This window comes from Streptomyces sp. NPDC053665, from assembly GCF_055585285.1.
Map to the genome: position 1 here is coordinate 16,046 of NZ_JBVJKK010000001.1, position 21,932 is coordinate 37,977.

Sequence of the window (21,932 nt, forward strand, 5' to 3'; positions counted from 1 at the left end):
TCCCCATGCGCTCCCCCATCAAGCCGCTGCTCGGTCTCCTGACGGGCGCCGCACTGTGCCTGACCTCCCCGTCCGTCGCCCTGCCGGCGCCCGCCGACGACCCTCGCGCCACCGCCTTGCTCCTGCCGGCCGCCGACCCCGCCTACAAGGTCCTGGTGTTCTCCAAGACCGCGGGCTTCCGGCACTCCTCCATCGACGACGGCACAGCGGCGCTGCGGGACCTCGGCGCGGCGAACAACTTCACCGTCGACGCCACCGAGGACGCCGGGGCCTTCACCACCGGCAACCTCGCCCAGTACAAGGCGGTCGCCTTCCTGTCGACCACGGGCGACGTGCTCAACGCCGGCCAGCAGAGCGCGTTCGAGAGCTACGTCAAGGGCGGTGGCGGGTACGTCGGCATCCACGCCGCGGCCGACACCGAGTACGACTGGCCCTTCTACGCGGGGCTGGCCGGCGCGCTCTTCCACTCCCACCCCGCCGTCCAGTCCGCCACCGTCGAGGTCGAGGACCGCGCCCATGACGCCACCGCCCACCTCGGCGGCACCTGGCGACGCACCGACGAGTGGTACAACTACCGCACCAACCCGCGGGACTCGGCGCATGTGCTGGCCTCGCTCGACGAGTCGAGCTATTCCGGCGGCAGCATGCAGGGCGACCACCCGATCGCCTGGTGCAAGGACTACCAGGGAGGCCGCGCCTTCTACACCGGCGGCGGCCACACCGACGAGGCGTACGCCGAGCCGGCGTTCCGCCGCCATCTGCTCGGCGGCGTCCGCTGGGCCGCCGGAATGACCGAGGCCGACTGCCGTCCCGAGACCGGCTACACCTCCCTGTTCGACGGTTCGGGCACCACGGGCTGGAAGCAGGCCGGGCCCGGCGGCTTCACGCTCGCCGACGGCACCCTCACCTCGCACGGCGGGCTCGGCATGCTGTGGCACTCCCGCGAGATCAGCGGGGACTACTCCCTGAAGCTCGACTGGCGCGCCGACGGCGACGACAACTCCGGCGTCTTCATCGGCTTCCCCGCGTCGGACGACCCGTGGTCGGCGGTGGACAACGGCTACGAGATCCAGATCGACGCCACCGACGAGGCGGCACGCACCACCGGAGCGGTCTACGGATTCAAGTCCGCGGACCTGCCGGCACGCGACGCGGCGCTGAACCCGCCCGGCGAGTGGAACACCTACGAGCTGCGGGTCACCGGGGAGCGGCTGGAGATCTTCCTCAACGGCCGCAAGATCAACGACTTCACCAACACCGACCCCGCGCGCAGCCTCCGGCAGGGGCACATCGGCCTGCAGAACCACGGGGACGGGGACTCGGTGTCGTTCCGGAACATCCGCGTCAAGCAGGGCGGCGGCACCCAGCCCGGTCCCCGCGCGGGCGAGGTGAAGGGTGTGGGCGGCAAATGCCTCGACGTCGACAACGCCCAGAGCGCCGACGGGACCAAGGTGCAACTGTGGACCTGCAACACCAGCACCGCCCAGCGCTGGACCCTGCCCGGCGACGGCACCCTGCGCGCCCTCGGCAAGTGCCTGGACATCTCCGGAGCAGCCACCGCCGACGGCACCAGGATCCAGCTGTGGACCTGCAACGGCACCGGCGCCCAGCAATGGACCCCCCACACCGACGGCACCCTGCGCAACCCCCCGTCCGGTAAATGCCTCGACGCCTCCGGCGGCACCTGGAACGACGGCACACCCGTCCACCTGTGGACCTGCCACACCGGCCCCAACCAGAAGTGGACCCTCCCCTGACGCCCCCGGAAGGGCATCCCGGGACCTCGTAGGATGCCCTTCATGAACCCGGCCCTCGCTCCCCGGCACGGCACGCCCGTCGTGCGCCGGGCCGTCGCCCGCGACGCCAAGCGGCTCACCCGGCTCGTGCGCGGCTCGCGTGCCTACGAGGGCCACTACGCGGCGATGGTCGCGGGCTACCGCGTGGGAGCCGACTACATCGAGACCCATGAGGTGTTCGTGGCCGTCGACGCCGACGACCCGGCCGGCCGGGTGCTGGGCTTCTACGCGCTGCTTCTGGTGCCGCCCGAGCTGGACCTGCTCTTCGTCGACAACGGGGCGCAGGGCCGGGGCATCGGGCGGCTGCTCGTCGCGCACATGAAGGCACAGGCGCGGGCGGCGGGACTGGACCGCGTACGGGTGGTGTCGCACCCTCCGGCGGAGGGCTTCTACCTCAGCAGCGGGGCGCGGCCCACCGGAACCGTCCCGGCGAATCCGCCCGCCGTGCCCTGGGACCGGCCGGAGTTGCAGTTCCCGATCTGAGTCAGCCGCCCCGGCGCACCCGGGCGGCCCTGCGGGCCTCCGCGAGCTTGCGGGCCTCACTGCTCTTGCGGGACGGCCTGCCGCCGGAGCCGCCGCCCACGTCCTTGGCGGTGCCCAGGCCGCGGAACGGAGCGTTGTGGTTCTTGGGGCGCGGTGCGGCCGGTCCACCGTCGAGGGGCCGGCCCGAGGGGGTTCTGGCGCCGGTGATCCGGCTCAGCTCCGCCTCGCCGGACCGTACCTTCGTGACCTTGGGAGTGACGTCCGCGTCCGTCATGACCTGGCTCGTCTCCCGGCGCTGCCCCGGCAGGGCGAGGGTCACGACGGTGCCGGAGCGGCCCGCCCGCGCCGTACGGCCGGCGCGGTGCAGGTAGTCCTTCGGGTCGGTGGCCGGGTCGACGTTGACCACGAGATCCAGGTCGTCGACGTGCAGGCCGCGTGCGGCGACGTTCGTCGCCACCAGCGAGGTGACCTGGCCGTCCTTGAACTGCGCCAGGGTCCGGGTGCGCTGCGGCTGGGACTTCCCGCTGTGCAGGGCGGCCGCGGCCACGCCACTGGCCCGCAGGTGCCGCGTGAGCAGGTCGACGCCGTGCTTGGTGTCCAGGAACAGCAGCACACGGCCGTCCCGGGCGGCGATCTCCGTGGCCACGGCGTACCGGTCGGGCCCGTGCACGACGAGGAGGTGGTGCTCGATCGCCGGGACGGAACCGGACGAGGGGTCCACCGCGTGCACGGCGGGGTCGCGCAGGCGGCGACGCACCAGGTCGTCGACGTCCCGGTCCAGGGTGGCGGAGAACAGCATGGTCTGCCCGCCGGAGGGCACCTGGTCCAGGATCTCGTCCACCTGCGGCAGGAACCCCAGGTCGCACATCTGGTCGGCCTCGTCCAGGACGACGATGCGCACACGTCCCAGTCGGCAGCCCTTGCGGGCGACGAGGTCGTGCAGCCGGCCCGGCGTGGCGACGACGATCTCGGCCCCCTCCCGCAGGGCGGCGGCCTGACGCCCGATGGAGACTCCCCCGACCACGGTGGCGAGCCGCAGCCGCAGCGCCTCGGCGTAGGGCGTGAGCGCCTCGGCGACCTGCTGCGCCAGTTCCCTGGTGGGGACCAGCACGAGCGCCAGCGGCTCCTTGGGCTGTGCGCGCCGCCCGGCCGTACGGGTCAGCAGGGCCAGACCGAAGGCGAGCGTCTTGCCGGATCCCGTGCGTCCCCGGCCCAGGACGTCCCGGCCCGCGAGGGCGTCCGGCAGCGCGGCGGCCTGGATGGGGTAGGGCACGGCCACACCCTGCTCGTCGAGCGTCCGCAGGATCGGGGCGGGGAGGCCGAAGCGGGCGAAGGACGTCACCGCGGGAGCCTCGCTGGGCGCGTCGGACCGGTCGTCGTGCGGCCGGACCGCGCTGCGTGCTGAATCGCTCAAGGAGAGCCTTCCTCGGGGAGGGACCGTACCCGGGAAGGCGCGGCAGGGGGTGCGATCACCGGCCGGGACACCGAGCGGAGCGGTGGACGGCGACGCGGCAAACAGCCGACGGTAGCACGGCGAGCGGCCCGGCCCGTGTCCGGCCGGTGGAGGCGGGCGGTGTCAGCCCGGGCGCCCCGTGTCCTCGTCGTCGCCGCTCCCCGGCTCCGCCATCCGCCGGTGGGCCGCGGCCTTGACCCCGTCGGGCAGCACCTTTCCGGCCAGCCCCTGCACCTTGGTCTTCAGGGACCCGGTCACGACCTTCGTGTCACCCCGCACGATCGCCTCGAAGGCCTGCTCGGCGACCTGGGCGGGGTCGTCCTTCTTCATGGTGCCGATCACGGTGTCGTCCGCCATGCCCGCCCGCTCGAAGAAGTCGGTGTCCGTCGGCCCGGGCATGAACGAGGTGACCGTGACACCCGTGTCCTTCACCTCCTCCGCGAGCGCCTGGGCGAAGGACTGCACGAACGACTTGGAGGCGTTGTAGACGGGCTGGAAGGCGCCGGGCATCGTCGAGGCGACGGACGAGGTGAAGGCGAGCCGGCCCGCGTCGCGCGTCACCATGGCCCGCAGCAGCGGTTTGGCCAGCCGCACGGTCGCGGTGACGTTGAGATCGATCACTTCCTGATCGTCGGCGAGGTCGGTGTCGACGAAGGCGCCACCGCGGCCCACGCCCGCGTTGAGGACGGCGACGTCGACGGTCAGCCCGTCGAGTGCGTCCAGCAGCGCGTACCGCCCTTCGGCCGTCCGGAGGTCGGCGCGCACCGCCCGCACCTCCGCGCCCGACTCCCTCAGGGTCCCCGCGGCGGCCTCCAGTCGTTCGTCCTCGGCGTTCACCACCAGGTCGTAGCCGTGGGCCGCGAACTGCCGGGCCAGTTCGAAGCCGATCCCGCTGGACGCCCCGGTGATCAGGGCCAGTGGCCGTGTGTCAGTCATGGCGGACGAGTAGCCCGCACGGCGCGGTTGAAATCGCGCCGTGCCCGTGCTTCCCGTGGCGTGCGCGGCTCACCGCTGGCGGGTGCGCCCGGAGGGGCGGTTCGACCGTCGGCGGACGGTGACGAAGGAGGCGAGGACGCCGAGTGCCCAGGCGATGAGGAGAGCACCCCACAGGGGCATGGTGACCAGCGGGATCAGCAGCCGGATCTGCACGTGCGAGCGGTTCTCGAAGATGAAGACCAGGGCGATCGCGGTGATCACGGCGAAGGGGACGAGGCGGCGAGCGCCGGGGCCGGACGAGTGGGCCTGGTGGTCCGTGTCCTTGGTGGTCCGGGTCATGAGGTGCCTCTCGGTCGGGTGGCCCCCCTCCCAGCATCCCCATCCGGCACACGGCACGCCACCGAGGTCGGCCGCGGACGGGCGGCCGGCTCCGCGGCGCCCGGGACGATCCGGACGGCGGGTCTCAGTCCCAGACGAACGAGTACGTCGTCCGGCCGGTCCGGTCGACCCGTAGCAGCCGGTCGGCCACGGGCTCGCGCCGGTCCTCGGGCGTCAGCTCCAGCAGGCTGCGCAGGAGGTCACGTGTCCGGCGCAGGACCATCGGGGCTCCGGCGGCGGCATGGACCACGTCGTCGACGGCGAGCCGGACATAGTCGTCCCATCCGGGGACCGGGACAGCCACCCGCGTCCGCCCGGCGGAGTCGTGGAACCGTCCCACGTCGAGGTCGCTGCCCGCGAGACGGACCAGCAGACCCTCGATCCGGTCCAGGGCCTCGACGGCCGTGGCCGGGTCGTTGATCGCCGGGGACAGGGCGCGGAGGGCGATGTCGACGAGCAGTCTGAACGGCAGTCCGGGATCCTGGGCGAAGGTCCGCTCCACCCCGGTGGTCAGGGCTGCGCGCACCGCGCTCTCCCCCGCGCCGCCCCCGGTGACCTCGGCGATCACCGTCCCCTCGGACAGGGTCGTGCCCGGGGCGACCCGGAACGCCACCGAGAAGTCGTGCGTGCGGGCCGCTTCGACGAGCGCGGACACATCGATCGTCTGCAGCACGGCGGGCGGCCCAGCCCAGCGGATCGGCGTCCCCGAAGCCGCCGTGGGGGGCGGGGGCGCCGCGTCGGTGGCCCTCGTATGCGGGCGGGCGTAGAGGGTGTCGTACAGCCGATACGCCCGGACGGCGATCGCCGAGAGGGAGTGACCCAGCTGGATGGAGTCGAAGGCCCTCATCTGGAGGGTGCGCATCAGGGCGAGCGCCACCAGCGTGAGGATCATGGCCGCGCCCGGGACGAGAGCGGAGACCTTCCGCTGCGATCCGACGGCCAGGGCCGCGGTGATGCAGAAGACGAACACGCCGATCGTGAAGGCGAAGGTCCGCCACACCACCGGTTCGTGGCGGAACAGGCTGAGCCGGGGTGTGAACGTGCTCGCGGAGAACTGCACGACCAGGAACAGCACCGAGTAGATGATGCTGACCAGGCTGATGACCCCGAACCCCAGGGTGAACAGCACGCTGACCACACGGCCCACGTCCGCCCGGGGCCCGGCGGTGATCAGCGGGGCGAGCAGCCCCAGACCGGCGCCGACGAGCGCGCAGAACAGTTGCGACAGGTTTCTGCGGACGGCGGGTGTCAGCCTGCGGGGCGACAGGAGCCGGTGCTCGCGCGGCCGCGGCCGGGACCCTCCCGGAGAGATGCCTCCAGCGTGTTCGGGCATTCAGCCGTCCTCTGAGACGTCCAAGCATCGGAACATGCCCGGGCTGCTCAGGTGAGACCCGCCCGGCCGCGCGACCATGCCCATTGCAGCACCGGGAGCGCACGCGCGCATGCGGGCCGGTCCGGGGCGGGGACCCCGGACCGGTTCAGAGCCGCTTGGCGCTGCGCAGGGTCTTGGCGTAGTAGCCGTTGCCGTCGAGCCGGGACACGCCGCCGACGTCGCCGATGGTCGGCCCGTTGACCTCTTCGCGGCTCGACACGAAGATCAGGTGACCCTCGGTGTCGTGGCCGAGGACTATGCCGACGTGGTCCAGTCGCTGGCCGGTGCGGGTGTCCAGCTTGAAGAAGGCGAGGTCGCCCGGCTGGAGCTGGTCGATGGCGGCGGGCCGGTCCTTGGCGGAGATGCCGGTGAGCGGCAGGATGTCGACGCCCTGCTTGGAACGGGCCATCCCGTTGGCGGTGCGGGGCAGGCCGTTGCCGGAGGTGTCGGAGGACATCAGGGGGTAGCGGGCCCGGTAGCCCAGCACCATGCGGATGAAGCCCGAGCAGTCGATGGACTTGGCCCGCATGGACTCCGGCTGCCCGACGACGCCGTCGCGGAAGGGGTAGGGCACCTGGAGGTAGTCGTAGAAGTCGGACTGCTCCAGTCTGAGGTCGCCGCCCTCGGCCCCGCTGGTGTTGAGCGGACCGAAGTTGGCGTCACCGGCGTAGACGGTGCCCCGCTCGTCCTTCTTCTCCGGTGCGCCCGCCACGTACTGGAAGGCGAACGCGAAGATGTCGTCCTCCTTGCTGTCCTTGTACTCGGCGTACCAGTCCTTGAACCACTTCTTCTCCTGGGCGCCCTTGGCCCAGGGCTCCGGCATCAGCCGCACCCAGTCCGTCGTGCTGACCTTCGATGCGGTGGAGGCCGGCTCCTGGAAGGTGCGGGCCGGGCCGGTCAGCGTCGCGGTGCGCGCGCCGTCCGTGAACACGGCCTCGATCTGCCCGTCGGACCCGCGCAGCACGGACCGCGCCGGGTTCTCCAGCCGGGACCAGGTCGCCTTGCCGGTCTCCTTGGTGCCGGTGCTGCGGCCGCCCTCCAGGACTCCGACGTTGCGCACCTCGGTGACGCCCTGGTCGTCCTGCTTGCGCAGCTCCAGCGTGAGGTAGCCGGAGGTGCCGACGAGCGCCAGCAGCACCGCGCCGGTGACGACGGGCCTCGACTTCTTCTTCCCTGCCATCGTTTGCTCCTCGGTTCTCAGACGGTCGGCATGACGCCGAGCAGCAGGCCGGCGGCGACGACGATGTAGGTCATGAGGGACACGGTGCCGGTGGCCAGCAGCGTGGCCCCCTTGGGCTGGCGCACCATCTGGTAGGCGATCAGGCCCGGCACGATGAAGCCGAGCGTCTGGTTGCCGTACATCAGCGGGAACTCGAGCGAGAGCACGATCATCACCGTGGCCTGGAGCAGCACGCCCAGCAGCACCACCGCGGCGAACAGCCGCTTGCCATAGAGGATCACCAGCCGCTGCATGATCTTGGTGCCGCCGTAGGTCAGCGCGGTGACGCCCACGACCATCGCCGCGCGCTGGAGGTCTTCGATGAGGGTGAGCGCCAGCCAGCCGGGCGTGATCATGCCGCCGGGCGACAGGTTGGTCGTGAGATAGCACAGCAGCGAGAAGAACAGGCCTATGGCGATGCCCAGGGCGGCCATCTCGGGGGTCAGGGCGGCGGTGGTCAACGGGGTCTCCGGACGAAGGGGTGCGGTGGTCGTGGGCGGGTGGGCGGCGTGCGCGCCACCTCGTGCGCGGGGTCAGGCGCGCGGCTGGTGTCCCTCGCCGTCGTCCGGCCGCGGGCGCGGCCGGCGGCGGTGTGCGTCGGGGTGCGGCCCCTGTGGCCGGGCCGGCGCGCCGAACCAGCCGGAGCCCTGCGCGTCCTGCCCCCGGCCGCCGTCGGCGGCGCCGTGCGCGCCGGGGCCGTGGCTCTGCTCCGGGGTGGGGGGCGCGCCCTGACCGTGGTGCTGCGCCGGAGGGTACGGCGACGCCGTCGGGCCGTGGCCGTGCGCGGCGCCGTACGCTCCGTCTCCTGCGGCGTGGCCGTCCCCGTACTGCCATGACGCCCCGTCGTGGGCGGGCGCGGACGGGGCACCGTGCCGACCCGCCGTCCCTGCGTACGTGTGCGCGGTGTCGCCGTACGACGCCGTCGGCTGCGCGGGGATGCGGATCACCGGGATCTCCTGGGTCTGCGACGCCTGGTACCGCTCCTCGTACGCGGTGGGGTACGAGGCGAACGGGTCCAGGCGCTGTGCCTGCTGCGGGGCGCTGGCGACCGCCTCCGGGGCCTCCTCCACCGCGCTCTCGTCGGCCGGGAGTTCGGCCAGGTACTCCAGCAGTTCCTCGCCCTGCCCGTGGATGTTGCCGATGGCGACCAGGGAGGAGCCGTCGGACATCCGGCCGAGCAGGGTCGGCATGAACTCCTCGGCCGAGCGCCGCTCGCCGCCGAGGTCGACCGCGCGGTCGCGCCAGTCGGCGGGGATGGCGTCGATGGCGCTCTTGGCCGGGTGGCCGATGACGAAGACGTTGTCCGGCTGGAGGTCGGGGATGATCTCGCCCATCTGCCCGTTGCGCTCCACCCGGTCGGGGCGGCAGTTGATGACGACGTTCAGCGGGCGGCGGATCGCTCCGAGGTCGAGCAGCTGGTTGATGTTCATCAGCGTCGACTCCGGGTCGTTGGCCGCGAAGACGTTGGCGAAGGCGAGCCGCTTGCCGTCGGGCGCGACGTACCGTTCCACCGAGAGCACGCCCGGGTCCGGCGGGGCGTCGTACATGCCCTGGAGCGCGACCTTGCGCTCGACGCCGAGCAGGCCGGCCACGACCAGGGCGATCGCCACGTTCTCCTTGAAGGTGAACCAGCTGAAGCCGCGCAGCTCCTCGTCGGTGACCGTCTCCGGGTCGGCGTAGATCAACTCGCAGTTCCGGGCGTCGGCCTCCTCCTGGAGGATGTGGAAGCGCTCCTTCTCGGCCGTGACGCAGATGCCGTTCTCCGGCATCGAGCGGCACAGCGAGCGCGCGACGTCGTCCAGGGTCGGTCCCATCTCGGCGAGGTGGTCCTCACGGACGTTGCACAGCACGCCGATCGTGGAGCGGATCAGCTTGCTCTGGTTGACCTCCTGGAGCGCCGGCATGACGGCCATGCACTCGATGACGAGCGCGTCGGGGCGGTAGGTGGCGGCCCGGCGGACGATGCCGATCTGCTCGACGACGTTGGCGATGCCGAACTTGCGGTAGACCGGCTCCTCCGTGGCGTCGGGGTGGATGAAGCGCGCCGCGGTGCCGGTCGTCTTGGCCACGGTGACCAGGTCACCGCCGCGCAGGGCGCCGGCGCACAGCCGGGTGATGGACGACTTGCCGCGGATGCCGTTGACCAGCACCCGCGAGGGGATGGTGTGCAGGGCGGCGTAGTGCCTGCGCTGTTCGACGACGCCTGCGACGAACAGGCAGATCCCGCCGGCGAGCAGGACGAAGTAGAGGTAGAGCACAGCCGGTCACCTTCCTCGGGCGTCGAGCCGGGGCTCGGCACTGCGGCGGGCCTGGTTCTGCCTGCGGGCCTGCAACTGCTGGCGGACCAGTTCGAGGCTGCGGACGACGGCCCCCACCTCGTCGTGATAGCGGGGGTAGAGCACGGTCTTGAGGTCGCCGTCTGCCAGCTTTTCGGCGCTGTCGGCGAGGGCGCGCAGGGGGCGGACGACGACCAGGTGGATCCAGCCCAGGCAGACCACGATCAGGGCGAGCCCGAGCATCCCGGCGAGCACGCTGCGGTCCTCGCGCTCGTACGGGGTGATCTCGAAGTGCTTGGCGTTCTGCCAGCTGACGACGGTCCAGCCGATGTCCGCGGCCACGCCGCCGCCGGAGAAGGGCGCGGCGGCGGCGACGGTGACGGCACGTCCCTCGCGAATGAGCAGCCCGTTCTCCACGGGGCCCGCGCCGACCCTGACCCCGCCGGCCCGTACGAGGTCGGTGAGGGAGTCGCGCGGCAGGTCCTCGAAGGCGAGGAAGCCGTCGCTGGCGGCGAGGGTCCTGGCCTCGGCGTCGACGACCCGGACCTCGCCGAGTCCGGGCCGGGCGAGCAGCGAGTTGAGGAACTCCACCCGGATCTCGCCGACGAGCGTCAGGCCCTTGTGCTCGGGCAGGGGTGCCCCGGCCTGGACGACGGGCTTCTTGCCGCCTTCGCCGGTGACGCGGACGAGCGGGGCGTCCTGGCCCTTCGTCCCGGCGTCCGCGTCCCAGCCGCCGTGCGGCTCGGCTCCGGCGCGCGCGACGACGTCACCGCCGGGGTCCACGACGTACAGGGAGCCGTAGCGGGTGTGCTTGCGCACGGCGTCGTCGAGCACGTCGGTGGTGGCGTCGGGGTCGTCCGGGTCGATGAGGCGGGTCATGGAGGTGAGGTCGGCCTGGGCCTCGTTCAGGGCGCGGCGGACTCGGTCGGCGACGAGGTCGGTGCGGTCGCGCTGGTCGTTGACCATGGTGCTGGGCACGCTCACCGAGGCGTCCGTGCGGTTGAGCAGCAGGCCCACCGGTACGCACCACAGGAGCAGCAGGACGGCCGTGACGGCCAGCGACACCCGCAGTCCGAACCGGCCCCGGCGGCCCTTGCCGCCGGCGGCGGGACCGGTGCCGGTGCCGGACAGCTGTCCGCGCAGCCGTTCCAGGGCGGCGCCGACCCGGGCGGCCTCGCCCCAGCGGGGCACGGCGACGGGCCGGGTCAGGTCACCGCGGGCCAGGCGGCGGGACTCCAGGAACAGCGCGAGCAGGGGCCGCTGCACGGCCCGCCAGAGCAGGGCCGCGGCGAGCAGGCCGACGACCACGAGGACGCCGGCCGCGACCAGCCCGTACAGTTCCCGCTCCTGCCCGACGGCCTGTTCCTGCACGACGGGCAGCATGGCCACCACGGTCAGTCCGAGTCCCGCGCCGACGCTGCGGCGCTGCTCGGGGTCGGCGGAGGCGAGGGAGGCGTAACCGGCGGTGGCGACCCGGCCGTTGTAGGAGTCGCCCAGCAGGGTGCCGCTGACGCCGGGGTACCCGTGGGAGCCGGGCTCGCGGGCGCTGACGGGGTTCTGCTCGGTCCTGGCGGCGGCCTGCTCCGACAGCCGGCTCATCTGCTTCTGCAGGAAGGTCAGCTCGTCGCGTTCGGCGTCCGAGTTGAGCGCCTCGGCCTGCTCGAAGCCTTCCGTGGCGAGGACTTCGCCGCCGCGGGCGACGACGGCCATCGAGCGGAACGGGCCCAGGTTGATGGCGGGCACGGACAGGCTGTTGGAGGCGACGAGCAGCTGCTGCGGTCCGTCCTTCCGGTCCAGCAGGGCCATGGTCATCAGCCGCACGTCGCCGGTCTCCAGCCGCACCATGCGCGGGGTGAGGGCGTGCCGGCCGGTGAGGACCTCCTTGTCCAGCCAGCCCAGAGGAATCGTTTCACCCCTGGCTGCCAGGACCTTGCCGCTCTCCAGGTCCAGCACGGTGGTGCCGGTCCACTTCTGGTAGGTCCGGCTCAGGTCGGACAGCACGCGCTCGGGATCGGCGGGCTTGCCGTCGTTCAGCACGGCCGCGGTGCGGTTCAGGTCGGTGACCCGCTCGTCGATGGACGCGCGCAGGGCGATCGCGCCGTCCTCCGCGAAGTGCTGCTGCGAGTTCAGCACCGCCTTGGGCACGGCGGGCTCACCGGCCGGGCCGAGCACCTTGGCGGTCAGCCCGGCCAGGGCGATGATCAGCAGGCACAGCAGCGCGATCGGCGGGCGTACGCCGCCCAGCAGCGGCATGTCCGCGCGTCTGCGCAAGCGCCGCCGACCGCCCCGTCCGGGACGCGGCGCGCCTTGGGTTGAAGTCACCGGTGGTTTCCTTCGCCTCTTCACTACTCGGGCGCTCGCGGGAGCCACCGCTGACGCGGAGGGTGAGACGCCGTCGCCTTAAATGACCTTCGACACGCGCGAGGGTTGGGTTCCTCGCTCAACATCCGCCTGTGTCGCTGGTCACGTCCCCAGGGAGAGCTGCCGGAGGCCGTCGCCGCCGGGGGCGCCCCGGTTGTAGAGGAAGCCGCGGGTGCGGTCGGCCGCCAGCCGGTAGCGGGCGAGCCGCTCCTCGGACAGGTCACCCGGGTCGTCCAGGGCCGCCTGCACGTCCACCACCCGGTGGTCGGCGACCGCGCCCTCGGGTGCCTTCTCCCCCGCCTCCAGCTCCGGCGGGATGTCGACCAGCGTGGTCCGGTAGCGGGCGCTGACGTTCCAGCCGTCGGCTGTCTCCTTGAACTCGAACCAGCCGATCGCGCCCTCCTCGGTGAGGCCGGTCGGCGAGGAGTGCCGGGCCACCTGGTTGCCGAGGCTGTAGGCGATCCAGGTGCCGTTGACCTTCTGGATGGGCTGCACCACGTGGGAGTGGTGGCCGATCACCAGGTCGACCCCGGTCTCCTTGGTGATCCGCTCGGCGAGCTCCAGCTGCGGCACGCTCGGTTCGTTGTAGTGCTCCAGGCCCCAGTGGACCGTGAGGATGACGACCTCGGCGCCCTTCTGCCGGGCCCGGGTCTCGGCCTTCGCGATGGCGTCGGTGCTCAGCCGGTTGAAGGCCCAGCGCTCCTTCTCGGGCGTGGGGTTGAGGAAGGACTCCCAGGAAAAGGCGAGGTGGGCGACCTTGACGCCGTTGACGTCGCGGATGTTGATCTGCTTCGCTTCCTCGGGCGTGCGCGCGGACCCGGTGTGGCCGAGACCCACCTCGTCCATCGCGTCCAGGGTGCGCTTCACGGCCTTGAGGCCGTGGTCGTAGGTGTGATTGGAGGCCGTCGAGCAGGTGTCGTACCCCACGTCCTTGAGGGACGTGAGGATCTGCGGCGGAACGAGGAACTCGGGGTACCCCTCGAAGGGGCCCTTGGGAGTGCCGACCGGCGTCTCCATGTGACAGATGGCCAGATCGGCCTTGCTGACGACCGGCTTCACCCCGGCCATCAGCGGTCCGAAGTCCAGCCCCGCCCGGCCCTTGCCGGTCCTCTCGGCGTCCTTGGCCGCCTGTTCGACCAGCTCGGGGTGGATGAGCACATCGCCGGCGGCGGCGACGGTGAAGGAGCGGCCGCCCGGCTTCACCTGGGCCCCGGACGGCTCGGAGGTGCAGGAGGCGACGAGGCCTGCCAAAGCACCCAGAACCGCCACCGAGCGACCTATACGGAGAGACTTACGGAATGTCACCGCGACATACTCACACGTCACGCACACCCCAATCGATCTCTACCATCACAAGAACATCACGTTTCGCTCGCATTTTCGCCCCGGTGGTTTTGATCCTGACGTTGGGAGCATGCGACTCCGCTTCGTCCGACCGCACGGAACCCTCGGCTCCGCGCGCTCGGGAGCTCGTCGACCTCCGCAGCCGGATCCTGGACTACACCGCCGGGTTCGAGCCCGGCGCCGCCTACACGCCACCCGGGGACGACGAGCGCGCGCGGCTCGCGGAGGGTGTGGGGCGCCTGCTCGACGGGGACGCCGCGGCGGCGCAGCGCCTGCTCGCCCCGCTCGGCCTCGCCGTCACCCGTCTCACCGACACCGACTCCGGGCGCCGCTACGACGAGATCGCCGCCGCCCGGTCCGCCGGGGACGCCGCGAGCTGGGGCCGCCTGTACGTGACCGCGGACTCGGCGCTGCGCTGGAACGTGCAGGTGCCGCACCCCGTGTCCGACCGGGCCACCGAGGAGCTGGGCGTCCGGCTGCTGGAGGAGGAGCCGTCCGGTGCGCTGGTCCTGGCCGGTGCGCACCGCCGGGCCGGCCGCGCGGGTGAGGCGGACGTCGCGCACAGCGAGGACAGCGCCTTCCACACGGTCGTCGACGAGTTGCAGAAGCGCGGCGTACCGGGCCTCCAGTTGCACGGCTTCGCGCAGACCTCCGATCGCCCGTACGAGGCCATCGTCTCCGGGGGCGCGGCCCAGAAGGCGTCCGGCGAGGCCTCGGCACTGGCGGACCGGCTGGAGGCGGACGGTCTACGGGTGTGCCGCGGCTGGTCGGCACGGTGTCCGCTGGAGGGCACCCGGAACGTCCAGGGCCGCTCGGCCGAACGCCGCCACGCCCCCTTCCTGCACGTGGAGCTGTCACCCGACGCCCGCGACGACGGCCCGGACGCCGACGAGACGGCCCGGGCACTCGCCGACCTGCTGAGCACGTGGTCCCGGGACTGAGGCCGGCGGAGCCGGGCCTTCGCCGTCCCCGCACCGCCGACAGCGGTCGAGGCGGCTTCCCCGGCCGGGCCGGGTCGCAGTGAGTGGCGGGGGGCCGCGCCGGGGGTGAAGCTTGAGGTGACGCTCTCGCCACCGGGACCGCACGGGGCGCCGGCGCACCGGGGTGACTCGATGCGCGCGATGGGGGAACCGGAAGAGAAGCCCCGACCCACGAGCGGCAACCGGGTGCCCGGACGCCCGGCTCCCTCACCGGAAGAGAGACCACGATGGCGCACGAAGACGACGGCGGGCAGGCCGTGCCGAACACGCCGGGCCTGCGCACCGACGGCGGCGGCGTCACGCGCCGCCGTCCGCTGCGCGAGCGGCACGTCGAGGAGACGGTCGAGCTCGCGGTGCCGGTCCGTACGGCCTACAACCAGTGGACGCAGTTCAAGACCTTCCCGCGCTTCTCGGCCGTGGTGCGCGACGTCGAGCAGCTCCGGCCCACCGTCACCGCGTGGACCCTCGGCTACGGTCCCCTGCGCCACCGCTTCGCGGTCGAGATCGTGGAGCAGGACCCCGACTCCTACCTGGCCTGGCGGGGGCTGGAGCAGCACCCCACCCATCAGGGCGAGGTCGAGTTCAGGCCGACGGAGTCCGGCGGCACCGCGCTCACGGTCCGGATGCTCCTCGACCCCCGGGGGGCCGCGCGGGTCCTCGGACGGTCCCCCCGGGTGGCCGGCGTGGCCGCCCGGCTGGTGCGCGGGGAACTGCGGCGCTTCAAGGACTTCATCGAGGGACTGGGCCAGGAAGGCGGCGCCTGGCGCGGCACCATCCGCAACGGCCGCGTCCAGCACGACACCCCGGAACCGCCCCGGAGCCGTGTCGCCCAGTGGCCCGTCGGCTGACCCGCGTACCGGACACGGCGAGAGAAAGGCGCACAGCGATGCAGAACCCGCCCGGTGAGGAGCGCGAGACCTCCCTCTCCGTGACACCGCCGAAGAAGTGGGCGGCCGGAGTTCCCGCGGTCGTGCACGCACTGGAGTACTCCCTGGAGCAGACCTCCCCGCGCAGGACCGGCGTGGACCTGCTGACCATGAACCAGGTGGGCGGGATCGACTGCCCCGGCTGCGCGTGGGCGGACCCCGCCCCGGGCCGGCGCCATCGCAACGAGTACTGCGAGAACGGCGCGAAGCACATCAACGACGAGGCCACCAGGCGCCGGATCACCGCCGACTTCTTCCGCGAGCACAGCGTGAGCGATCTGGCCGCCCGGTCCGACAAGTGGCTCAACCAGCAGGGCCGGCTCACCGAGCCGATGATCAAGCGGCCCGGGTCGGACCACTACGAGCCCATCGGCTGGAGCGACGCCCTGGGGGTCCTCGCGCAGGAGCTGCGGGGACTGGACTCGCCCGACGAGGCCGTCTTCTACACCTCCGGCCGCGCCAGCAACGAGGCGGCGTTCGTCTTCCAGCTGTTCGCCCGGGCCTTCGGCACCAACAACCTGCCCGACTGCAGCAACATGTGCCACGAGTCCAGCGGCTTCGCCCTGAGCGAGACCCTGGGCGTCGGCAAGGGCACCGTGAGCCTGGAGGACCTCCACCACGCGGACCTGATCTTCCTGGTCGGCCAGAACCCGGGCAGCAACCACCCGCGGCAGCTCAGCGCCCTGGAGGAGGCCAAGCGCAACGGCGGCCGCATCGTGGCGGTGAACCCGCTGCCGGAGGCGGGACTGCGGCGCTTCAAGAACCCGCAGAAGCCCAGCGGGATCGTCGGACGCGGCACGCAGATCGCCGACGCCTTCCTGCACATCAAGCCGGGTGGCGACCTCGCCCTGTTCCAGGCCCTGAACCTGCTGCTGCTGGAGGCGGAGGACGCCCGTCCCGGCACGGTCCTCGACCACGACTTCATCGAGGCCCACACCGCCGGCTTCGAGGAGTTCGCCCGGCACGCCCGGAACGTCGACTGGGACGACGTGCACGCGGCGACGGGACTGACCCGCGAGGAGATCGAGAAGGTCCGCGACGAGGTCCTGAGGAGCGAACGCGTCATCGTCTGCTGGGCGATGGGCATCACCCAGCACAAGCACGGCGTGCCCACCATCCGGGAGATCGTCAACTTCCTCCTGCTGCGCGGCAATCTGGGACGTGCCGGAACCGGTGCATGCCCGGTGCGCGGCCACAGCAACGTCCAGGGCGACCGCACCATGGGCATCTGGGAGCAGATGCCGAACACCTTCCTGGACGCCCTGCAGCAGGAGTTCGGCTTCGACCCGCCGCGCGCGCACGGCCTGGACTCGGTGAACTCGATCAAGGCGATGCTCCAGGGCCGCGTCAAGGTCTTCCTCGCCCTGGCCGGGAACTTCGTGCGCGCCGCGCCCGACAGCGAGGTCACCGAGAAGGCGATGCGCTCGTGCCGGCTGACCGCCCACATCTCCACCAAGCTGAACCGCTCGCACACCGTCTGCGGCGACACCGCGCTGATCCTGCCGACCCTGGGACGCACCGAGCGCGACGTCCAAGCCGACGGCGAGCAGTTCGTCACCGTGGAGAACTCCATGAGCGAGGTGCACACGTCGCAGGGACGGCTCGAACCGGCCTCGCGCATGCTGCTGAGCGAGGTCGCCATCCTGTGCCGGCTCGCCCGGCTGACCCTCGACGGCACGGCGGACATCCCCTGGGCCGAGTTCGAGGGCGACTACCACACCATCCGCGACAGCATCTCCCGGATCGTGCCGGGCTTCCACGACTTCAACGCCCGGGTGACCCGCCCGGGAGGCTTCCAGCTGCCCAACCCGGTCAACGAGGGCGTGTTCAAGACCAAGGTCGACAAGGCCCTGTTCACCTGCAACGAGCCGGTGGTCCCCCGGGCCCCCGAAGGGCACCTGCTGCTCCAGACGCTGCGCTCGCACGACCAGTGGAACACCGTCCCCTACACCGACAACGACCGGTACCGCGGCATCCACGGCAGTCGCCACGTCGTCCTCGTCAACCCGGCCGACCTGCGTGAACTGGGTCTCGCCCAGGGCGACAAGGTGGACCTGGTGAGCGTCTGGGAGGACGGCTCCGAGCGCCGGGCCGAGAACTTCGAGGTCGTGCCCTACCCGGCCGCCAAGGGCTCGGCCGCCGCCTACTACCCGGAGACGAACGTCCTGGTGCCGCTCGACAGTGTCGCCGACATCAGCAACCAGCCCACGTCGAAGGGCATCGTGGTCCGCCTCGAACCGGCGAGCGACCGGAGCCGGCCCGCACCGGTCTGACCCGGGTCCGGTGAGCCCGGTACCCGGGCGTTCGCCGTCACGGAACGGTGCCCTGCACGGCGGTGCGGGTGTTGCGCAGGGCCAGGAAGCAACGCCCCCCGAGGGCCCACCGGTCGACGGCGGCCCACCCGGCGGCACGTGCTGCGTCGTGCAGGGCGGCGACACCCAGACGCGCCCACGGGAAGGGCCGGCCGTGCCGGCCCCGGGCGTCCTCGATCCGCACCAGCAGCCGTTCGTCGACGTCCCGGCCGAGCGCTTCGGCGAGGAGGAGCCCGCCGGGAGCCGTGACCCGGCCGATCCGGGCCAGCAGCGTGACCGGGTCGCCGGCGATCCCCGCGTTGCCGTCCAGGAGCAGGACCGTGGACCACCGTCCCTCTCCGGGCACGCGCTCGAAGACGGAACGCCGTACGGCCGCGCCGCCCAGCCGGCGGGTGCGGGCCACGGCGGCGGGGCTCACGTCGATGCCGAGTGCCGGTACGCCCCGCCCGGCGAGAGCGGCCACGAGCCGCCCGGGCCCGCAGCCGACGTCCAGGACGGGACCTCGGCAGCGGCGCAGGACGCTCAGGTCCGCCGCGTCCGGTGGTGCGCACCAGCGTTCGACGTCCAGCGGCAGCAGGCGCTCCCGGCCGGCGGCGGCGTCGGTGAGGGAGCGCAGGAAGAGCGGGCCCCGGCCGGCGCGGAGGGCGGCGTCGTAGGGGTCGTCGATCCACGGCCGGCGCTGTGCCGGGGGGACGGTGCTCAGCGCCCTCGGGGGTGCCTGCCCGACGAGGGGAGCCGGACGTCCGGGGCGCAGGGGCGGGGCGTCCGGGCCGGTCACCGGACGGCCCGGGGCAGCGCGCGCAGCGCCGCGGCGAAGTGGGAGTCCGGGGGACAGAGGGTGGCGACGTGACGGGCGTCCTCGGCGGTGTCGACGTCCCGCAGCATCGGCAGATCCCGTACCACGAGGCCGGCGTCGAGAAGACGTCGCCGCTGGCGGGCCCCGGTGTGGGGCGTGGACATGGGCACTCCCCTGACCAGGTGATCGGCCCGCGCCGGCGTCCTGAGCCCCAGGGCCCAGAAGCCGCCGTCGGCCGCCGGTCCGAACCAGGCGTCGGTGCCGTCCCAGGTGATGCGGGTGAGCAGGTCGGACGTCAGCTGGGGTGTGTCCATACCCACCAGGATCGCCGGACCGGACCGGCATCCGCTGAACGCGGCGGCGATCCGCTCGTCCAGGGGTCCGCGGGCCTGCGGGACGACGTCGAAACCGGCCGGCAGCCACGGTCCCGGCGCGCCGTCGAGAACGAGCACCCGGCGCGCCGCGGGGACGCCGGCCAGCGTGCGCAGGGTGTCGGCCAGCGCCGCCTCGGCCAACGCGGCGGCCTGTGCGGGGCTGAACGCCGGGGTGAGCCGTGTCTTGACGCGGCCCGGCAGGGGCTCCTTGGCGATCACCAGCAGGGTCGGCGGATTCACCGTGCGCCTCCCCCGTCGCGCGCCGTGACCGCCGCAGGGCCTTCGTCCAGGACGCGGCGCATGTCCCGGACGGCCTGCCAGGTGCCGCGCCAGGTTCCGGTGACCTTGGAGCGCCCGGTGCGCGGATGGTACGGGACGTCCGTCTCCCGCACGCGCCAGCCGGCGTCGGCCGCGCGGACCACCATCTGGAGGGGGTATCCGGAGCGCCGGTCGGTCAGGTCCAGCGCCAGCAGGTCGCGGCGGCGGGCCGCGCGCAGGGGGCCCAGATCGTACAGGGGCAGGCCGGTGCGGCGGCGGATCAGGCGGGCGAGCTCGGCGTTGGCCAGGCGGGCGTGCGGGGGCCAGGCGCGGAAGGTGGTGGGGCGCCGCCGTCCGAGGACCAGGTCGGCGCTGCCCGCGGTCAGCAGGGCGACGAGCTCGGGCAGCAGGGCCGGGTCGAGGGAGGCGTCGCAGTCGCAGAAGCAGACGATGTCGGCCGTGGCCGCGGCCAGCCCGGCGTGGCAGGCGGCGCCGAACCCGCGGAGTGGTTCGCCGACCACGTGCGCTCCGTGGGCCCGGGCGGTCTCGGCGGAGCGGTCGGTGCTGCCGTTGTCGACCACGATCGCGCGCCAGTGGCGGGGGATCCGGCTCAGCACCCAGGGCAGGGCCGCCGCTTCGTCCAGGCAGGGCAGCACCACGTCGACAGGGGCGGGGGAGGTCGGGGATTCGTCGATCACGTGACTCACCCTACGAACGCAAAAGGGGCATAAAGGATCTCGGTGCCTTACGGATCGCTGACGTCCGCGCCCTGCTTACCGTTTGCTGACGTCTGCGCCCGGCCCGCGGCACGGCCGGCCGATGCGGTGCCAGACTCGTAGCCGTGAAACGTGTACTGGTCGTCGACGACGACCCGACCATCGTGGAAGTCGTCGCCTCGTACCTGACCCAGGCCGGCCTGGCCGTCACCGCGGCCACGGACGGTCCGGCAGCGGTCGCGGCCGTCTCCGCCGAACTGCCGGACCTGGTGGTGCTCGATCTGATGCTGCCCGGCATGGACGGCTTCGAGGTGTGCCGCCTCATCCGCGGGCGCGGCCCGGTACCCGTCATCATGCTGACCGCGCGCGGTGACGAGGAGGACCGCATCCTCGGCCTGGAGATCGGGGCGGACGACTACGTCACCAAGCCCTTCAGCCCCCGTGAACTCGTCCTGCGCGTGCAGTCCGTACTGCGCAGGGCCGCGACCGCGCACACCGCGGGCCGTGACGGTGGCCCCGCCCACGAGATGCGCGCCGGTGCGCTCGTCCTGGATCCGTCGGCCCGCCGCGCCCGGCTGCGGGGGCGTGAACTCCCTTTGACTTTGCGCGAGTTCGACCTGCTGGAGTACTTCCTGCGCCATCCCGGGCAGGCCACGAGCCGCGAGGACCTCATGCACCGCGTGTGGGGATGGGAGTTCGGGGACCTGTCCACGGTCACCGTCCATGTGCGGCGGCTGCGGGCGAAGATCGAGGACGATCCGGCACGGCCGCGGCTGATCAGCACCGTGTGGGGCGTCGGCTACCGCTTCGACGCGGATCCGGCGGGAGGAGCTCACGATGTGGCGTGACACGTTGCTGATCGTCCTGTACGCGACGATCGGCGCGGTCGGTGCCGGTGTGCTGGGCACGGTGGTGCTGCGGCTGCTGCGCCACCGGTCCCTGACGGTGTCGCTCGCCGTCGTCGCCGGTGTCACGGTCGTGGCGATGCTCGCCGGAACGATGCTCGTGGCCTGGGCGATGCTGCTGTCCGACCACGACCTGTGGGTCGTGACGACGGTCTGCTCGATCGCCGCCGTCGTCTCGCTGATCGTCGCCCTCGTCCTGGGGCGGAGTGTCGTGCGCGGCAGCCGGGCGCTGGCACGGGCCACCCGCACGCTCGGTGAGGAGGGCGTCTTCACCCCGCCGGCTGCCGCGCCCACCGCGGAACTCGCCGAACTGGGCCGGGAACTGGCCGAGACCAGCGCGAGGCTGCGCGCCTCGCGGGAACGGGAACGCGCCCTGGAGGAGTCCCGCCGTGAGCTGGTCGCCTGGATCTCGCACGATCTGCGCACTCCACTGGCGGGTCTCCAGGCGATGACCGAGGCGCTGGAGGACGGAATGGTCGCCGACCCGCACGTGTACCACGCCCGGATGCGCGCGGAGGTGGGGCGCCTGAGCGAGATGGTCGGCGACCTCTTCGAGCTCTCCCGCATCCAGGCCGGGGTGCTGACGCTGAGCACGACCCGGATGTCGGTGTACGACCTCGTCGACGACGCGCTGGCCGGCGCGGGTGCCCTGGCCGAGGAGCACGGGGTGCGGCTGGTGGGCGACGGCGTCGAGCCCGTTCCCGTCGAGGTGGACGGCCGTGAGATGACCCGGGTGCTGACCAATCTCCTGGTCAACGCGATCCACCGCACCCCGGCCGACGGCACGGTCGCCGTCTCCGTCAGGCGGGAGTCCGGTGACGTCGTCCTGGCGGTGACCGATGCCTGCGGGGGGATCCCGGCCGAGGATCTGCCCCGGGTGTTCGACACCGGCTGGCGGGGAACCGACGCCCGTACGCCCCCGGCCGGGGCGGGGCTCGGGCTGGCCATAGTGCGCGGCATCGTCGAGGCCCATCGCGGTCGCGCGGCGGTGCACAACGTCCCCGGCGGCTGCCGCTTCGAGGTGCGTCTGCCCGCCACCGCCTGAGG

19 protein-coding genes are annotated in these 21,932 nt (G+C 72.6%); 7 read left to right on the forward strand and 12 right to left on the reverse strand.

Annotated elements, in window-relative coordinates:
* The first annotated feature begins 5 nt into the window (after nt 1-5).
* Both ACZ6ZN_RS00060 and ACZ6ZN_RS00065 read left to right on the forward strand, forming a co-directional pair.
* Nucleotides 6-1,757 carry a ThuA domain-containing protein gene (locus ACZ6ZN_RS00060; protein WP_469641849.1) on the forward strand — a complete coding sequence of 584 codons (1,752 nt, stop codon included), beginning with the start codon at nt 6-8 and terminating at the stop codon, nt 1,755-1,757.
* Nucleotides 1,758-1,799: 42 nt separating this feature from the next.
* The gene (locus tag ACZ6ZN_RS00065) at nt 1,800-2,279 is read left to right on the forward strand and encodes a GNAT family N-acetyltransferase (protein ID WP_469641851.1); all 480 of its coding nucleotides are present in this window, start codon (nt 1,800-1,802) and stop codon (nt 2,277-2,279) included.
* A 1-nt stretch (nt 2,280) separates the two neighbouring features.
* Here the strand turns inward: ACZ6ZN_RS00065 and ACZ6ZN_RS00070 are convergent, their stop codons facing one another.
* The 9 genes from ACZ6ZN_RS00070 to ACZ6ZN_RS00110 all read right to left on the reverse strand — a co-directional run bounded on the left by ACZ6ZN_RS00070 (nt 2,281) and on the right by ACZ6ZN_RS00110 (nt 13,543).
* The gene (locus tag ACZ6ZN_RS00070) at nt 2,281-3,693 is read right to left on the reverse strand and encodes a DEAD/DEAH box helicase (protein WP_469641853.1); all 1,413 of its coding nucleotides are present in this window, start codon (nt 3,691-3,693) and stop codon (nt 2,281-2,283) included.
* Nucleotides 3,694-3,855: 162 nt separating this feature from the next.
* On the reverse strand, nt 3,856-4,668 hold the full coding sequence (locus ACZ6ZN_RS00075; RefSeq protein WP_469641854.1) for an SDR family NAD(P)-dependent oxidoreductase: 813 nt from the start codon (nt 4,666-4,668) through the stop codon (nt 3,856-3,858).
* Nucleotides 4,669-4,737: 69 nt separating this feature from the next.
* Nucleotides 4,738-5,007, reverse strand: a complete 270-nt coding sequence (locus ACZ6ZN_RS00080) for a LapA family protein (protein WP_451878997.1) — start codon at nt 5,005-5,007, stop codon at nt 4,738-4,740.
* A 124-nt stretch (nt 5,008-5,131) separates the two neighbouring features.
* The gene (locus ACZ6ZN_RS00085) at nt 5,132-6,379 is read right to left on the reverse strand and encodes a DUF2254 family protein (protein ID WP_469641857.1); all 1,248 of its coding nucleotides are present in this window, start codon (nt 6,377-6,379) and stop codon (nt 5,132-5,134) included.
* A 145-nt stretch (nt 6,380-6,524) separates the two neighbouring features.
* Nucleotides 6,525-7,598, reverse strand: coding sequence for an NlpC/P60 family protein (locus ACZ6ZN_RS00090; RefSeq protein ID WP_469641859.1), 1,074 nt, complete (start codon nt 7,596-7,598; stop codon nt 6,525-6,527).
* Nucleotides 7,599-7,615: 17 nt separating this feature from the next.
* Complete coding sequence (locus tag ACZ6ZN_RS00095) at nt 7,616-8,098, reverse strand: poly-gamma-glutamate biosynthesis protein PgsC/CapC (protein ID WP_469641861.1); 483 nt, start codon at nt 8,096-8,098, stop codon at nt 7,616-7,618.
* A 72-nt stretch (nt 8,099-8,170) separates the two neighbouring features.
* A complete protein-coding gene (pgsB, locus tag ACZ6ZN_RS00100) occupies nt 8,171-9,895 on the reverse strand; it encodes a poly-gamma-glutamate synthase PgsB (RefSeq protein WP_469641863.1) in 1,725 nt (574 codons plus the stop codon).
* 6 nt (nt 9,896-9,901) lie between these two features.
* Nucleotides 9,902-12,166 (reverse strand): HAMP domain-containing protein, encoded by a 2,265-nt coding sequence (locus ACZ6ZN_RS00105; RefSeq protein WP_469643880.1) that lies wholly within the window; start codon nt 12,164-12,166, stop codon nt 9,902-9,904.
* A 210-nt stretch (nt 12,167-12,376) separates the two neighbouring features.
* Entirely contained in the window at nt 12,377-13,543 is a 1,167-nt protein-coding gene (locus tag ACZ6ZN_RS00110) for a CapA family protein (RefSeq protein WP_451879001.1), read from the reverse strand.
* Nucleotides 13,544-13,572: 29 nt separating this feature from the next.
* Here ACZ6ZN_RS00110 and ACZ6ZN_RS00115 point away from each other — a divergent pair, with 29 nt between their 5' ends.
* The 3 genes from ACZ6ZN_RS00115 (at nt 13,573) to ACZ6ZN_RS00125 (ending at nt 17,797) form a co-directional block, all read left to right on the forward strand.
* Nucleotides 13,573-14,559 carry a hypothetical protein gene (locus ACZ6ZN_RS00115; protein ID WP_451879002.1) on the forward strand — a complete coding sequence of 329 codons (987 nt, stop codon included), beginning with the start codon at nt 13,573-13,575 and terminating at the stop codon, nt 14,557-14,559.
* 266 nt (nt 14,560-14,825) lie between these two features.
* Nucleotides 14,826-15,446, forward strand: coding sequence for an SRPBCC family protein (locus ACZ6ZN_RS00120; RefSeq protein ID WP_469641866.1), 621 nt, complete (start codon nt 14,826-14,828; stop codon nt 15,444-15,446).
* Nucleotides 15,447-15,484: 38 nt separating this feature from the next.
* Complete coding sequence (locus ACZ6ZN_RS00125) at nt 15,485-17,797, forward strand: FdhF/YdeP family oxidoreductase (protein ID WP_469641868.1); 2,313 nt, start codon at nt 15,485-15,487, stop codon at nt 17,795-17,797.
* A 37-nt stretch (nt 17,798-17,834) separates the two neighbouring features.
* On the opposite strand, the gene ACZ6ZN_RS00130 is transcribed toward ACZ6ZN_RS00125, so the two are convergent.
* The 3 genes from ACZ6ZN_RS00130 to ACZ6ZN_RS00140 are packed head-to-tail and all read right to left on the reverse strand — an operon-like array spanning nt 17,835 to nt 19,959.
* A complete protein-coding gene (locus ACZ6ZN_RS00130; protein ID WP_469641870.1) occupies nt 17,835-18,614 on the reverse strand; it encodes a class I SAM-dependent methyltransferase in 780 nt (259 codons plus the stop codon).
* Nucleotides 18,611-19,246, reverse strand: a complete 636-nt coding sequence (locus tag ACZ6ZN_RS00135) for a TIGR04282 family arsenosugar biosynthesis glycosyltransferase (RefSeq protein ID WP_469641872.1) — start codon at nt 19,244-19,246, stop codon at nt 18,611-18,613. Before ACZ6ZN_RS00135 ends, ACZ6ZN_RS00130 begins: the two co-directional genes overlap by 4 nt.
* On the reverse strand, nt 19,243-19,959 hold the full coding sequence (locus ACZ6ZN_RS00140; RefSeq protein WP_469643882.1) for a glycosyltransferase family 2 protein: 717 nt from the start codon (nt 19,957-19,959) through the stop codon (nt 19,243-19,245). Before ACZ6ZN_RS00140 ends, ACZ6ZN_RS00135 begins: the two co-directional genes overlap by 4 nt.
* Nucleotides 19,960-20,105: 146 nt before the next feature.
* Between ACZ6ZN_RS00140 and ACZ6ZN_RS00145 the strand changes: the two genes are divergently transcribed.
* Together ACZ6ZN_RS00145 and ACZ6ZN_RS00150 are read left to right on the forward strand one after the other, a co-directional pair.
* A complete protein-coding gene (locus ACZ6ZN_RS00145) occupies nt 20,106-20,828 on the forward strand; it encodes a response regulator transcription factor (RefSeq protein ID WP_469641874.1) in 723 nt (240 codons plus the stop codon).
* Nucleotides 20,818-21,930, forward strand: coding sequence for a sensor histidine kinase (locus tag ACZ6ZN_RS00150; RefSeq protein ID WP_469641876.1), 1,113 nt, complete (start codon nt 20,818-20,820; stop codon nt 21,928-21,930). Before ACZ6ZN_RS00145 ends, ACZ6ZN_RS00150 begins: the two co-directional genes overlap by 11 nt.
* The last annotated feature ends 2 nt before the right edge of the window (nt 21,931-21,932 follow it).